The organism is Hominenteromicrobium sp., from assembly GCF_046974225.1.
Taxonomy (GTDB): Bacteria; Bacillota; Clostridia; order Oscillospirales; family Acutalibacteraceae; genus Hominenteromicrobium; species Hominenteromicrobium mulieris.
In genome coordinates this window covers 220,229-234,440 of sequence record NZ_JBKWAE010000003.1, presented here as the reverse complement: position 1 = coordinate 234,440, position 14,212 = coordinate 220,229, and the positions used below count along the sequence as shown (strand labels likewise).

Annotated in this window: 13 protein-coding genes; 12 read left to right on the top strand and 1 reads right to left on the bottom strand. The window is 56.2% G+C overall.

What is annotated here, in order from left to right; translation table 11 throughout:
* Nucleotides 1-72: 72 nt before the first annotated feature.
* The 4 genes from uvrC (at nucleotide 73) to ACLTX1_RS04055 (ending at nucleotide 3,658) form a co-directional block, all read left to right on the top strand.
* Nucleotides 73-1,938: an excinuclease ABC subunit UvrC gene (gene uvrC, locus ACLTX1_RS04070; protein WP_308448526.1), complete on the top strand. Its 1,866-nt coding sequence runs from the start codon at nucleotides 73-75 to the stop codon at nucleotides 1,936-1,938.
* Nucleotides 1,939-2,051: 113 nt separating this feature from the next.
* Entirely contained in the window at nucleotides 2,052-2,639 is a 588-nt protein-coding gene (rsmD, locus tag ACLTX1_RS04065) for a 16S rRNA (guanine(966)-N(2))-methyltransferase RsmD (protein ID WP_412330517.1), read from the top strand.
* 22 nt (nucleotides 2,640-2,661) lie between these two features.
* The gene (coaD, locus tag ACLTX1_RS04060) at nucleotides 2,662-3,150 is read left to right on the top strand and encodes a pantetheine-phosphate adenylyltransferase (RefSeq protein ID WP_176819788.1); all 489 of its coding nucleotides are present in this window, start codon (nucleotides 2,662-2,664) and stop codon (nucleotides 3,148-3,150) included.
* A 34-nt stretch (nucleotides 3,151-3,184) separates the two neighbouring features.
* A complete protein-coding gene (locus ACLTX1_RS04055; protein ID WP_176819789.1) occupies nucleotides 3,185-3,658 on the top strand; it encodes an ATPase in 474 nt (157 codons plus the stop codon).
* Nucleotides 3,659-3,977: 319 nt separating this feature from the next.
* Here the strand turns inward: ACLTX1_RS04055 and ACLTX1_RS04050 are convergent, their stop codons facing one another.
* On the bottom strand, nucleotides 3,978-4,271 hold the full coding sequence (locus ACLTX1_RS04050) for a hypothetical protein (RefSeq protein ID WP_412284254.1): 294 nt from the start codon (nucleotides 4,269-4,271) through the stop codon (nucleotides 3,978-3,980).
* A 7-nt stretch (nucleotides 4,272-4,278) separates the two neighbouring features.
* Here ACLTX1_RS04050 and rsmH point away from each other — a divergent pair, with 7 nt between their 5' ends.
* The 8 genes from rsmH to ACLTX1_RS04010 all read left to right on the top strand — a co-directional run.
* Nucleotides 4,279-5,205 carry a 16S rRNA (cytosine(1402)-N(4))-methyltransferase RsmH gene (gene rsmH / locus ACLTX1_RS04045; protein ID WP_412264330.1) on the top strand — a complete coding sequence of 309 codons (927 nt, stop codon included), beginning with the start codon at nucleotides 4,279-4,281 and terminating at the stop codon, nucleotides 5,203-5,205.
* Between the two features lie 77 nt (nucleotides 5,206-5,282).
* The gene (locus ACLTX1_RS04040) at nucleotides 5,283-5,810 is read left to right on the top strand and encodes a hypothetical protein (protein ID WP_343284550.1); all 528 of its coding nucleotides are present in this window, start codon (nucleotides 5,283-5,285) and stop codon (nucleotides 5,808-5,810) included.
* 198 nt (nucleotides 5,811-6,008) lie between these two features.
* Nucleotides 6,009-8,432 (top strand): penicillin-binding transpeptidase domain-containing protein, encoded by a 2,424-nt coding sequence (locus ACLTX1_RS04035; protein WP_395506855.1) that lies wholly within the window; start codon nucleotides 6,009-6,011, stop codon nucleotides 8,430-8,432.
* 40 nt (nucleotides 8,433-8,472) lie between these two features.
* Nucleotides 8,473-9,474 carry a phospho-N-acetylmuramoyl-pentapeptide-transferase gene (gene mraY, locus ACLTX1_RS04030; RefSeq protein WP_395506854.1) on the top strand — a complete coding sequence of 334 codons (1,002 nt, stop codon included), beginning with the start codon at nucleotides 8,473-8,475 and terminating at the stop codon, nucleotides 9,472-9,474.
* A 54-nt stretch (nucleotides 9,475-9,528) separates the two neighbouring features.
* Nucleotides 9,529-10,794 carry a putative lipid II flippase FtsW gene (gene ftsW, locus ACLTX1_RS04025; RefSeq protein ID WP_412330507.1) on the top strand — a complete coding sequence of 422 codons (1,266 nt, stop codon included), beginning with the start codon at nucleotides 9,529-9,531 and terminating at the stop codon, nucleotides 10,792-10,794.
* A 15-nt stretch (nucleotides 10,795-10,809) separates the two neighbouring features.
* Nucleotides 10,810-11,928 carry an undecaprenyldiphospho-muramoylpentapeptide beta-N-acetylglucosaminyltransferase gene (gene murG / locus ACLTX1_RS04020; RefSeq protein ID WP_343284554.1) on the top strand — a complete coding sequence of 373 codons (1,119 nt, stop codon included), beginning with the start codon at nucleotides 10,810-10,812 and terminating at the stop codon, nucleotides 11,926-11,928.
* 108 nt (nucleotides 11,929-12,036) lie between these two features.
* On the top strand, nucleotides 12,037-13,329 hold the full coding sequence (gene murA, locus ACLTX1_RS04015) for a UDP-N-acetylglucosamine 1-carboxyvinyltransferase (RefSeq protein WP_308448532.1): 1,293 nt from the start codon (nucleotides 12,037-12,039) through the stop codon (nucleotides 13,327-13,329).
* Nucleotides 13,330-13,371: 42 nt separating this feature from the next.
* A partial coding sequence (locus tag ACLTX1_RS04010) for a cell division protein FtsQ/DivIB (RefSeq protein ID WP_412330506.1) occupies nucleotides 13,372-14,212 on the top strand: 841 nt, incomplete at its 3' end.

Below are 14,212 nucleotides of genomic sequence, written 5' to 3'. Positions count from 1 at the left end.
CCTATCGGAGCATTTCCGGTAGGCGTTTCTTCTTTCTCAGTCGCTTAGTGACTGAGCCGCATGGAGGTGCGCATGGTACAGCTTACGGAAGAAAAAATGGCGCATATCAAAGAGCTGCGCAAAAAGGCGATGAAGCTGCCGCTTCACCCGGGCGTGTACATCATGCACAGCCGCGATGATACCATCATCTACATCGGCAAGGCGAAAGCGCTTAAAAACCGTGTCAGCCAGTATTTCGGCTCGGATAAAAACCATAATGAAAAGGTGCGCCGCATGGTCTCGAATGTCGAGTATTTCGAGTATATTCTGACGGACAGCGAGTTTGAAGCGCTCATTTTGGAAAGCAGTTTAATCAAGCAGCACCAGCCGAAGTACAACATCCTCTTAAAGGACGATAAGGGGTACAGTTATATTAAGGTGACAGCGGGCGACTGGCCGCGCATTTCGGAGACGAAGCAGGTCCTGAATGACGGCGCAAAGTATATCGGCCCATACCTTTCCGCGTGGACAATCAAGGACACCGTGGAGGAGGCGCGGAAGATTTTTCGTCTGCCGTCCTGCACGCGCAAATTCCCGCAGGAGATCGGCCGCGGCCGCCCGTGCCTCAACTACTACATCAAGCAGTGCTGTGCCCCATGCCGCGGGCACGTGAGCCAAAAGGAATACAACGAGGCCGTGCAGGAGGCGCTTGATTTCATCCGTGGCGGCACAAGCGATTCCGTGCGCACGCTGACGGAGAAAATGAACGAGGCGGCTGAAAATCTCGATTTTGAGCTTGCCGCGCGCATCCGTGACCGCATTACGGCCATCAACAAGCTGAAAGAGCGCCAAAAGGTTGTCGCAAGCCGCGTGCCGGAACAGGACGTCATCGCGCTCGTGCTCGGCGGCGAAAAGGTGAGCATTCAGGTGTTCCGCTTTGCGGGCGGCAGACTGTATGACCGCGAATCGTTTTTATTAAACGCCGACGACGAGCCGGAGCAGATCCGCAGCGAATTTGTCATGCAATATTATTCGATGCGCGATAAGATCCCGCCCGTCATCACGATAGACGGCCCCGTCAACGACGACGGCGTCCTTGAAGAATGGCTGACGAAAAAGGCGGAGCGCCGCGTGAAGTTCCACATTCCGCAAAAGGGCGAACAGAAGCAGCTTGTGGAAATGTGCCGCACGAACGCCGCGGAAGCGCTTGCGCAGGCTATGGGCCGCGCCACGGGCCGTGAGACCTCCGCGCTCGATGAACTGCGCCAGCTCTTAAACCTGCCCAAAACGCCGGAATATATTGAATCCTACGATATTTCAAACCTTGCGGGCGGCGAGAACGTTGCGGGTATGATCGTGTTTGAAAACGGCCGCCCGCTGAAAAGCGCGTATCGCAAGTTTAAAATCAAGACTGTCGTCGGACAGGACGACTACGGCAGCATGCGCGAGGTCATCCGCCGCCGTTTTGAAGAATACCGCGCCGCCGATAAGCCCGAGGGCTTCGGCAGACTGCCCGACCTCATTCTGCTCGACGGCGGCAAAGGACACGTGGGCGCCATACGTCCGCTTCTGCGCGAAATGGGCATCGACGTGCCGGTATACGGCATGGTAAAGGACGATAAGCACCGCACGCGCGCCATTACGGAGGACGGCGGCGAAATCGCCATTCAGTCTACCCGCGCGGTGTTCACGCTGGTGTCGAGCATTCAGGACGAGGTGCACCGCTTTGCCATCGGCTACCACCGCCAGCAGCGCAAAAAGGCGACCATCTCCACCACGCTCACGTCCATTCCGGGCATCGGCGAAACGCGCGCCAAAGCGCTGATGAAGCACTTTACAACCATACGCGCCGTCAGCGAGGCGACGGAGGAAATGCTGGAGGAAACGCCCGGCATGAACGCCCCTGCCGCCCGCGCCGTCTACCGTTATTTCCACAGCGAAGAAAACGACGGGGAATAACGTTGTTCCCGCGTATTTTTCGACGTTTCTCTGCAAAAACTGCGCAAAAACGGTTGACATATTTCTATTCAAATGAGATAATAACTTGAAGTGTGTCCGTACATGTTTTTTAGATTTCGGACACGGACTTCCAAAAGAGAAAGGAGTGTTCGGCTGTGCGTATCATAACCGGTTCCCGCCGAGGCAGAAAATTGAAAACGCTCCCGGGCGATGCCGTGCGTCCCACGCCGGACCGCGTAAAAGAGGCGCTTTTCAACATTTTGCAGTTTGATCTGGAGGGCCGCGTGTTTCTCGACCTGTTTGCGGGCTCCGGCCAGATCGGTCTCGAGGCGCTCAGCCGCGGCGCAAAGCGCGCTGTGTTCGTAGACAGCGCCAAGGCATCCTGCGGCGTCGTGCTGGAGAACATTCACACCACAGGGTTTGAAAGCGAAGCGCAGGTGATGAACGCGGAGTATGCTTCGTATCTGCTGCGCTGCACCGAGACCTTCGACATCGCGTTTCTCGACCCGCCGTATCGCACGGGCACGCTCACAAAGGCGCTCCTTGCGGTCACGCCGCACATGAACCGCGGCGGCATCGTGATCTGCGAGCACCCCACGGACGAAGAGCTGCCGGAGACGGCGGGGGAATTCGTGCGCGTGCGCGACTACCGTTACGGAAAAATCTTGCTGACCGCGTATCGCCATCAAAGCATGGTGTAAGCGCAAAAAAGGCGGTATATCAATGAGAATAGGGATCTGTCCGGGCAGCTTTGACCCGGTCACGCTGGGACACATGGACATCATCTCCCGTGCGTGCAAAATTTTCGACAAAGTCATCGTCGCGGTGCCGGTAAACCCGGATAAGCGCGCGAGCTTTACGGTGGAGGAGCGCATGGAAATGCTGCGCACCGTCACGGCCGATATGGAAAATGTAGAGGTAGACTGCGTGCGCGGTCTTTTGGCGGATTACGCAAGCGAAAAGCATGCGGCTGCCATTGTGAAGGGTCTGCGCGCAATCTCCGACTTTGAATATGAATTTCAGATGGCGCTCACCAATAAAAAGCTGAACCCGGAGTTTGAAACGCTGTTCCTGCCGACCAGCATCGAGCACATGTTTCTCAGCTCCAGCATGGTCAAGCAGATTGCGGGCTTCGGCGGCGATATTTCCCATTTTGTGCCCGAGTGCCTTTTAGAGAAAATAAATCAGAGACTTTGCCGCACGGCAGACTGAATGCGGCTAAAAATACGAAAGGAATGGATTTTTTATGAGCAACACGCAGGCAACCGTAGAAGATTTGATCGATGAATTGACCGACGTACTGGAGAAAGGCTGGCACCTTCCCTTTGCAGGCGGCAAATCGTTTATAGATAGCGAAGACGCAAAGCAGATCCTTGATGAGATTCGCGAGGCGATCCCATCCGAAGTGCGCAAGGCGAAGGCCATCGTCGCAGACCGCGCCCAGATCATCAGCGAGGCACAGCGCGAGGCCGAGACTATCGTGCGCGTCGCAGAGGAGAAGGCAAAAGCACTCGTCAACCAGGAAGAGATCGTGCGCCAGGCACAGGCAAAGGCAAACGACATCATGGCGCAGACGCAGGAGAAGTTCCGCAGCATGCAGAAGGCCTCCAACGACTATGTGGAAGATCTGCTCCGCCGCACAGACGACGCGATGAGCGCCAACCTTGCAGAGCTGAGAAAGACCCGCCAGTCCATCCACGGCACGAGCGCACAGCAGTAATTTAAGAGCTTTAAACGGCAGTTCGCGGCAGTTGGGCGAGCTGCCGTTTTTATTAAAATGAGCGAACGGAAACGGCGGTTTAAAGTCTTTAGTCAAGCTTTCTCTGAGAAAACTTGCGGATTTTCAAGGCAGCGCCTTGAGTCGCTTTCCGCAGAAAGCGAAATTCTGTTGCGTTCGCAAAAAGCAGGACGGGAGCATCAATAGTCCGGTGGACTGTTGATGCGCGGGAGACCCAATTAGGGGTATCCCGAAAACCGGGAATGTGAACAAACTGCAAAAGTTTTTTTGCATGAGAATGCACAGAATTTTCAACATACCGCTATTTTGCCGAAAATCGGAAAATATACGAACAAAACCCAAGAAAAATATCGGAAATCCGCGCTTTTTCATCGAACATGGTAAACATAAATTTTTTTGCCGCGGGTTGATTTTCTATGTGGGATAAGGTATAATGGACGTGCAAGCAGCGAAAACCCTGCGGAAAACCGCATGGGCTTTGGATTTTCATTGCCTTTTCGCCCCGCTTGGCGCTCATCAGCCCGGCTTTTTTCGGGTAAAGTTCAATGAGGAGTGTCTGCCGGAACGCATCCGTTCCGCCGGACAAATATATCATGAGTGAAATTCATTTTGAGCATAAACCGGTGTTGTTCAAAGAGACCATCGAGTCCTTGAACATCGACCCGGAAGGCACCTATATAGACGGCACCGCGGGCGGCGGCGGCCACTCCGGCGCGATTTTACAGCGCCTGACAACGGGCACGTTGCTTTCCATCGACCGCGACCCGGACGCCATTGCCGTTGTGAAAGAGCGGTTCGGTAAATATCCCGGCTCCGTCGTTGCCATGGGTAACTTCTGCGATATGGACAAGATCGCGTTAGAGCACGGCATCGTTAATGTCGACGGTGTGCTGCTCGATATCGGCGTTTCGTCCTATCAGCTCGATACCGCAGAGCGCGGCTTTTCCTACCACGCCGACGCCCCGCTCGATATGCGCATGAGCCAAAGCGGCACCTCGGCCGCAGACCTTGTAAACACACTCTCTTGGCAGGAATTGGCCGAGATCATCAGCCGTTACGGCGAAGATAAAAGCGCGGTGCGCATTGCAAAGGGCATTGTGAAAGCGCGTGAAGAAAAACCGATTGAAACTACATTAGAGCTTGCGGAGATCATCCGCGAAAGCGTGCCGGCAGCGGTGCGCCGCGCGGAGGGCCATCCGGCCAGAAGAACGTTTCAGGCGCTGCGCATTGCGGTAAACGGCGAGCTGGACGCGCTCAAAAAAGGTCTTGCGGCGGCGTTCGGGCTGTTAAAGTCCGGCGGCAGGCTTTCCGTCATCACGTTCCATTCGCTTGAAGACCGCATCGTCAAGCAGCAGATGAACAAGTGGTGCGAGGGTTGCACCTGCCCGAAGGATTTCCCCGTGTGCGTGTGCGGCAACAAGCCGAAGGGCAAGCTCATCTACAAAAAGGGTCTTGCGCCGAGTGAGGAAGAGCTTCGCGAAAACCCGCGCGCCCGCAGCGCAAGGCTGCGCGTTATTGAAAAACTGTGAGATTTTGAAAGATTAGGATATCCCTGAGAGAATACAGCTGAATTTGTTGGGATAAGTTTCCGAAAGGAGGAAACAACATGGCATCTACATCAAACGCATACGATTTTGATCTTTTCGACAGCAGAGATCACGGCAGCGCGGTACCGAAGCTTCCGGAGCCGAAAGCGCCCCAAAAACAAAAACAGAAAAACAATGTGGTGAAGCTGGATGAAAAACAGCTGCGCCGCAGTCACAGACACAGTGCAAATACGGTCAAAATGCTCATGAATCTTGCGGTAGTGCTGGTCATCGTCGGCGCCATCGGTGCGGTGGTGTTCAGTCAGGTGCAGCTCACGGAGCTCACCGATGAGATCAACACGGCGAACGAGAGCCTTTCGCAGGAGAAAAGCATTGCCATTCAGCTCGAAATGCAGGCGGCCTCCAAGCTCAATACGGAGGAGATCGAGCAGATCGCGCGCGAAAAGCTCGGCATGGAAAAGGTAGCGGACGGGCAGACCTCCTACATCAGCCTCACGCAGGATGATGAGGGCACCGTAGTGCAGGCCGAAAAGACACCGAACCTGTTGGACCGTATCTGGCAGGTCTTGCAGTCGCTCTTTTCCTGATTTAGCCTTTATACATACGAATTTTTTGCGGATACGCTGCTATTTTGCGGCATGAAAGAATACAAATGGGTTATGCGGCCCCCGGCAGAGGGGAATTTGAGAGGAGAGTTGAGAGTTTATTCTTAACTCTCATTTTTCGGTATACGGCAACTTTTGGCTGCGAATGAAGGGCGCAGCAGAAAGGACGGCATTTTTTACATGGCAAAATCAAATCGTTCCGGCGTCTGGCAGCGCACAATGGTCATCGTGGGCTTTGTGCTGGTGCTCGGGTTTGGCGCCGTTATCACAAACCTTGTCCGCCTGCAGCTTGTCAACGGCGAAACCTTAAAGACCGATGCGGTTGACCAGAGTTTGCAATCCACGCAGCTTACGCCCTCGCGCGGCACCATTTACGACGCCACGGGCACAAAGGTCTTGGCGCAGAGCGCCAGCGTGTGGACGGTCGCCTTGGAGCCGAACTACATCGACGAAGGCGACGACGTGAAGATTGCAAAGGGCCTTTCCGAAATTTTAGGGCTCGATTACGACGATGTCTTAAAAAAAGCGCAGCAGAACAGCTACTTTGTCTATGTCAAGCGCAAGGTGGAGACCGAGGTGCGCGATGAGATCGTGCAGTATATCAAGGACGAAAAGATCGGCCGCGGCATCACGCTGATGGAAGACTACAAGCGCTATTATCCCTACGGCACCACGGCTTCTACGGTGCTCGGCTTCACGGGCACGGATAACCAGGGTCTTGCGGGCGTTGAAACGGAATACGACAGCGAGCTTTCCGGCACGGCGGGTCGCCTTGTCAGCGCGAAGAACGCACAGGGCGATGACATGCCGTTCCAGTATGACCAATACGTGCAGGCACAGGACGGCTACGACCTTGTGCTCACGATCGACGAGACCGCACAGAGCATCGTAGAAAAGCATCTGCAGGCGGGCCTTGAGGCCTGCGGCGCGCTGGAGGGCGGCACGGCCGTTTTGATGAACGTCAAGACCGGCGCCATTTTGGCGCTTTCCACAAAGGGCGACTACGACCCGAACGACCCATTCACCATTTCGCAGGAGGCCGAGGACGCCATCCCGGAAAAGGTGGAAGACGCGCTGCAAAAGGCGCAGGAAAAGGAGCAGCAGGAATTAAACACCTTACAGCTTGCCATCGATAACGCCGAGACCGACGAGGCGCGCGCGGAAGCGAAAAAAGCCCTTGCGGATTACGAGCGCATCGATGTCACCGCACTGCGCGACGAGCTCACCGATCAAATGTGGGCCGAAGCACAGAATAAGCAGTGGCGAAACAAAGCCGTCAGCGATACGTACTACCCCGGCTCCGTTTTCAAAATGGTCACGGGCTCCATGGCAATGGAATCCGGCGTGGCCTCCGAAGACTCCACGTACACCTGCACCGGTCAGTGGGTGTTTGATGATCCCACCATCGACCCCATCAGCTGTTGGTACCACGCCGGTCACGGCACGGAAACGCTGGTGGACGGCATTTGCAATTCCTGCAACCCGTACATGATCTGGCTGGGTCAGAAAATGGGCCGCCACACGTTCTTCAATTTCTTTGAAGCCTTCGGCTTTACGCAGCGCACGGGCATCGACCTGCCCGGCGAAGCAGACAGCCTTTATTTTAGCGAAGACGAGCTCAATATCGTCGAGCTTGCAACGTCTTCGTTTGGACAGAACTTCTCCATCACACCGATTCAGATGATCACGGCCATTGCTGCCGTGGCAAACGGCGGTTACCTTGTGCAGCCGCACGTCGTAGACCGCATGCTGGACAGCGACGGCAACATTGTCAAAACGACCGATACCAGCTACAAGCGTCAGGTCATCTCCGAAGATGTCTCCAAGCGCATGACGGCTATTCTCCAGAAAAACGCCACAAGCGAAAGCGGCAAAAACGGTTATGTCGCCGGTTACCGCGTGGCGGGCAAGACCGGTACGTCCGAAAAAGTCGCGCTGTATTATCAGGATCTGGCAGAGGGCAGCGACCGCGGCATGCAGTACGTCGTTTCCTACGGCGGCTATGCCCCGGCGGATGACCCGCAGTACGCCTTGCTCGTCTTCTACGACGAGCCGCAGATCGGCGGCGCGTCCGGCGGCACGCAGGCCGGCCCGATCTTCGCCGCCATCATGGAAGAGGTGCTCCCGTACCTCGGCGTAGACCCGCAGTATACGGAATCGGAATATGAAAATCTCTCCGCCACCGCGCCGAACGTCATTGGCATGACCATGGCAGAAGCGAAAAGCCATCTGGAAGAGCAGGGCTTCAGCGGCACGGTTGTCGGCGACGCCGAAGACGACGCGCTCGTCACGGTGCAGGTGCCGTCTCCGGGTGCATCTATCCCGAAGGAAGGCATGGTCGCGCTTTACACCGAAGAGCCGGATCCCGAAACGTATGTGGAGGTACCGAGCTTCATCGGCTATGATATCGATACTTGCCGCTACTTGGCGGGCCTTGCCGATGTGCAGGTGCTCGTTGTGGGCGACGGCGATTCCGGCTACGCACAAAGTCAGGATATCGCAGAGGGCACCAAGGTCAAGCGCGGCTCCGTCATCCGCATTTCGTTTGTCAGCTCCGGCGGCGTCGAAGCGGCGGGCAACACCTCAACGAACAGCGAAGAGTAAAAACATACATTGAGAGGGTAGGAAAGGAAGTTCATAACGTATGGATATTGTACTGTATTGCCTTGCAATCGTCATTGCGGCGGTCATCACAGGGCTGCTCGGCTACTTCATGGTGCCGTTTCTGCACAAGATCAAATTTGGCCAGACTATTCGAGAGGTCGGCCCCAGCTGGCATAAAAATAAACAGGGCACGCCCACCATGGGCGGCATCATGTTCATCATCGGCAGCTCCGTCGCGGCGGTCATCTGCATCGCATTTTTGTGGCTGAACGGCGGCGCGGAAACGCAGCTCATGTTCGTCAAGGTCGTGGCGGGTGCGCTCATGGCGGTGGGCTTTGGTATCGTCGGTTTTTTAGATGATTACATCAGCATCAAAAAGCATCGCAACCTCGGTCTCACCGAGATTCAAAAGCTCATTTTGCAGTTCATCATCGTCGGCGCCTACCTGCTTTCCGTCGCACTTGCGGGCGGCACCACCGAAACGGTTATCCCGTTCCTTGGCTCCGTTGACCTCGGCTTCTTCTACTACATTCTGGCGGCTGTCTTCATCGTCGGCATGGTCAACGCCGTGAACTTCACAGACGGCATCGACGGCCTCAATACGTCCGTCACGCTCGTCGTCGCACTCGTCTTCTCTGTTATCGCGATGCTTTTAAACCGCGTGGGGCTTTCACTTTACGCGGCGGCCATCGTCGGTGCGATGATCGGCTTCCTGTTCTGGAACGCCAACCCGGCTAAGGTCTTCATGGGCGATACAGGCTCGCTGTTCCTCGGCGGCGCAGTATGCGCGCTGGCGTTCGGCGTGGATATGCCGATTCTGCTCATCCTCATCGGTATTATTTATATTGTAGAGATTCTCTCTGTTGTCTTACAGGTTACATACTTTAAAATTTCGCACGGCAAACGCATTTTCAAAATGGCGCCGATCCACCACCACTTTGAAATGTGCGGCTGGAACGAGAATAAGATTTGCTTCGTGTTCAGCGGCGTTACACTTTTTGCCGGTATCATCGGCGTACTTTTGGCGGTGTTCGGCTGCTAAACGCCTGAAAATGGGATAAAATAGAAATCAACTGAAAAAAGGAGGTTTGCAGCAATGGCGCAGACAAGACGTTCCACGGCGCGCGGGCTTGAACAGGTCCCAAGTCGCCGGTTATCCGCCGTGCCCGCAGAAGAGGCGGCATCCGAAGCCGCAAGGCGCGGCAAACGGCGCGGGCGCATCAAATATAGAATTTTCACTTTGGGTCTCGGCCTTGATATGACCATGCTGTTTTTGATCCTTGTGCTGCTTGCCGTGGGACTTGTCATGATGTTCTCCGCAAGCTATGCCTACGCGTATTACTACTACGGAAACAGCTATTACTTCATTCTCCGTCAGGGTATGTTCGCCTTGGTCGGTGTTGTGCTGATGCTTGCCATCTCCACGTTCGATTATCACCAGCTGCATAAACTGAACCTGCCCGTTTTCGCCGTCTCCATTCTTTTGCTTTTGATGGTGCTCGTCTTTAAGGGCACAAAATTAGCGCCGAACAAAGGCGGCGCGGTGCGCTGGCTGAACCTCGGCTTCGTCGAATTCCAGCCGTCCGAGATCGCAAAGTTCGCGCTCATCTTGATGTTTGCGCACCTCATCGCGCTGTACGGCGAAAGGATGAAAACCTTCCGCTACGGCTTTTTGCCGTTCTTCGGTATTTTGGGCCTCGTCTGCGTGCTCGTCATCGCGGAAAAACACGTTTCCGCCACCATCATCATCTGCCTCATCGCGTTTATCATGATGTTCGTCGGCGGCACAAAGTTCCGCTATTTCGCCGTCATCGGCGGCGCGGCGGCAGCCGCCATCGGCGCGCTCGTGCTGTTTTCCTCAAAATTTGCCTACGCCATGGACCGTGTCCACGGCTGGCTTGACCCGTTCAACCCGCCGGAGGGCGTCGATACATGGCAGACGGTGCAGTCACTCTACGCCATCGGCTCCGGGCAGCTGCTCGGCGTCGGCATCGGACAGTCGAGACAAAAGTATCTCTACATCCCGGAGCCGCAAAACGACTTCGTTTTTGCCGTAGTGTGCGAGGAGCTCGGCTTCATCGGCGCGCTTATTGTCATTATCCTGTTTGCGCTTTTCATCTGGCGCGGCGTATATATCGCGCTGCATGCGCGTGACCGCTTCGGCACCATGCTGGCGCTTGGCATCACGTTCCAGTTCGGCATTCAGGCCATTCTCAACATCTGCGTTGTCACAAACACCATCCCGAACACCGGCATCAGCCTGCCGTTCTTCAGCTTCGGCGGCACGGCGCTCATCATGCTTCTTGCGGAAATGGGCGTGCTGCTGTCGGTCTCGCGGCATTCCAATACAGAAAAAATGTAAAAGGGGTATTCAATTATGCGTGTGTTATTTGCAGGCGGCGGCACCGCCGGCCACATCAATCCGGCGCTTGCGGCGGCCGGTTATCTGCGCTCCAAGCAGCCGGATGCCGAAATCCTGTACGTCGGCAACAAGGGCGGCATGGAAGAGCGTCTTGTGCCCGCAGCGGGCTTCGATTTCAAAACCATCCGCATCTCGGGTTTTCAACGTAAATTAACGGCGAAGAACATCCGCCGCAACATCAAAACCGTGTTCCGCCTGTTCTCCTCGTCTATCGAGTCCGAGCGCATCATCAAGGCGTTTAAGCCGGATATTTGCGTCGGCACCGGCGGTTACGTCAGCGGCCCCGTCATTCGCGCCGCACAGAAGCTCGGCATTCCCACCGTCATCCACGAGCAGAACGCCTATCCCGGCATGACGACTAAAGCGCTTGCAAAGCACGCGGAGTGCGTCATGCTCGCCGTGGAGGACGCGAAAAAGTACCTCGACCGCAAAGATAACTGCGTCTTCACTGGCAACCCGGTGCGCGTTTCCGTTTTGCAGGCCGAGCGCGAAGCCGCCCGCAAGGCGCTGAATCTCGACGATCGCCCGCTTGTGCTGTCGTTCGGCGGCAGCCTCGGCGCAGCGGCGCTCAATAAAGCCGCGGCATACATGCTCGGTGAAAGCGCCAAAGAGAAGAAATACCAGCACATCCACGGCTACGGCCAGCACGATGAAAAATTCCTCGACGAAGTGCACGCAGCGGGTGTAAAGGAAGAAGAAAATCCGCAGATTCGCATGCTCGAGTACATAGACAACATGCCGGAGTGCCTCGCCGCCGCTGACCTCGTCATCGGCCGCGCCGGCGCCATCACCTTAACGGAGATCGAAGCCACGGGTAAGTGCTCCATTCTGATTCCGTCCCCGAACGTTGCCGAAAATCACCAGTTCCATAACGCCATGGCGCTCGTGAACCGCGATGCCGCCGTGATGATCGAAGAAAAAGACCTCACCGGTGAAAAGCTGTGGGAAACGGTGAACACCGTCCTTTCCGAGCCGGGCCGCGCCGAAGAGATCGGCAAAAACGCGAAAGCTATGGCCGTGCTGGATGCAAATGATCGCATTTACAACATCATTTGCGAAAAAGCAAAAAAGTAAACCGTAAAACGCATTTCAGGCGGACATACCCCAAAATTTTTCCGCTGCATACTATGACCGTATCCAAAGGCGCGCTTTCTGCCGCCTTACAGAATACGGGGTGTGTATATGGAAGAATATGAACTGGAACATACGGGCTGTGCCCGGCAGGAAGCGGTTTTGGTGCGCGGCGGCAATCGCCTTTGCGGCGAGCTCACCGTGCAGGGCGCGAAAAACAGCACGCTGCCGCTGCTTGCGGCGGCACTCCTCTGTGAGGGCGAAACGGTGCTGCACAACTGCCCCGCACTGTCTGACGTGCACACGGCAGTCACCATTTTGCGGCGGCTCGGATGCCGCTGTACCCACACGGGCGATACCTTAACGGTCTGCGCGGACGGCATGACCCGCTGCGATATTCCCCACAGCCTCATGCGGGAGATGCGCTCGTCCATCGTGTTTTTGGGCGCGATTCTGTCCCGCTGCGGCGAAGCAAGATTGTCGTTTCCCGGCGGGTGCGAGCTCGGCCCAAGGCCCATCGATCTGCATTTGGAGGCGCTGCGCAAGCTCGGCGCAGAAATTCGCGAAGAGCACGGTTGCCTGCTGTGCACTGCGCCCGGCGGGCTGCGCGGCGGGTTCGTCTCGCTTGCGTTCCCAAGCGTCGGCGCAACGGAAAACCTGCTGCTCGCCGCCGCCCGCGCCAAGGGCACAACGGTGCTCACAAACGCCGCGCGTGAGCCGGAGATTGAAGATCTCGCCGGGTACTTAAACCGCTGCGGCGCACACATTCACGGCGCGGGCGAAAGCTGCATCGTCATCGAAGGCGTGCCGCACCTTTACGGCAGCACATACACCGTCATGCCGGACCGCATCGCCGCCGCAACATACATGGCCGCGGCCGCCGTCACGGGCGGTACGGTGCTTCTGCGTGATGTCAACAGCGAGCACCTTTTGCCGGTTTTGTCGGCGTTTGAAAGCACCGGCTGCGCCGTAATGCAGTCCGGCAGCGAATTATTATTGCGCGCACCGCAGAGATTAAAACCCGTGCGCCACGTGCGCACCATGCCGTACCCCGGTTTCCCTACGGATGCGCAGGCGCCCGTCATGACCATGGCGGCGGTGGGGGACGGCACCAGTATTTTTGTAGAGAACATTTTTGAAAGCCGCTATAAGCATGCCGGTGAGCTCAACCGGCTCGGCGCGAAGATCAAGTTAGAGGGCAAGGTGGCTGTCATAGAGGGCGTGCCGCAGCTTTCCGGTGCGCCGGTCTCGGCAGAGGATTTGCGCGGCGGCGCGGCGCTTGTCATCGCAGGCCTTGCGGCGCAGGGCGAAACACAGGTGATGCACCCGCAGTACATCGACCGCGGCTATGCGCACTTTGAAGAGAATTTAAGGGCGCTCGGCGCAGACGTATACCGAATATAGAGCGAAAAGTAAGAGATAAAACGTGAAAAACGGAGGCTGAACATGGCGCGTACTCCACGCAGCGCAGCGGAAAAGCTCGCAATGAGAAAGAAAAAAAGCAGGGCGCTGCTCCTGTTCAATATAATCGCATTCAGCGTCGTCGTCATCGGCGCGGTCCTTTTGTGCATTTTCGTGTTTTTCAAGGTGGGCAACGTCACATTTACGTCAGATGCCGGCTACGATGAAGCCGATATCCGCCGCGTGTGCGGCATCAACGAGGGCGATAACCTCGTGCTGCTGGAAACGGAAAGCCGCGAAAAAGCGCTTGAGCACCGTTTCCCGTACATTGAAAGCGCAAAGATCGTAAAGCATATCCCTTCCACCATTGAAATTGAAATTACCCCCGCCGAAACGGCGTTTTCCGTCGCGTGCGACGCGGGTTATCTCTATGTAAGTGCTTCCGGCAAGGTGCTGGAGATCGCTTCACAGCCGTGCGAGGGCACGACTGTGGTGCTCGGGGCAAATCCCACGAACACAAAGCCCAGCGAAACGATCACGTTCGGCGATGATTCCGTCAAAGAAGTCTATAACGCCATCGCGGAGCAGATGACGAAAAACGAGACGCAGAACGTCACGGAGATCAACATGACGAACCCCTACGACCTTACGCTGACGTATGATAACCGCATCACGTTCCGTTTCGGCAACATGAACGGCATGTCCTACAAAATGGCGTTTGGCCTCGAGATGCTGCGTCAAATGGAAACGAGCGGCGAGATCACCGAGGAGACCGTCGGCTCCATCGATCTTTCCGTTGTGCCGGAGAAAAATAAGGCGTTTTACGAGGAAGACCGCACCGCAGCCTCCGCCACGCCCGCACCCGGTGATGCCGCAGGCCGCACGG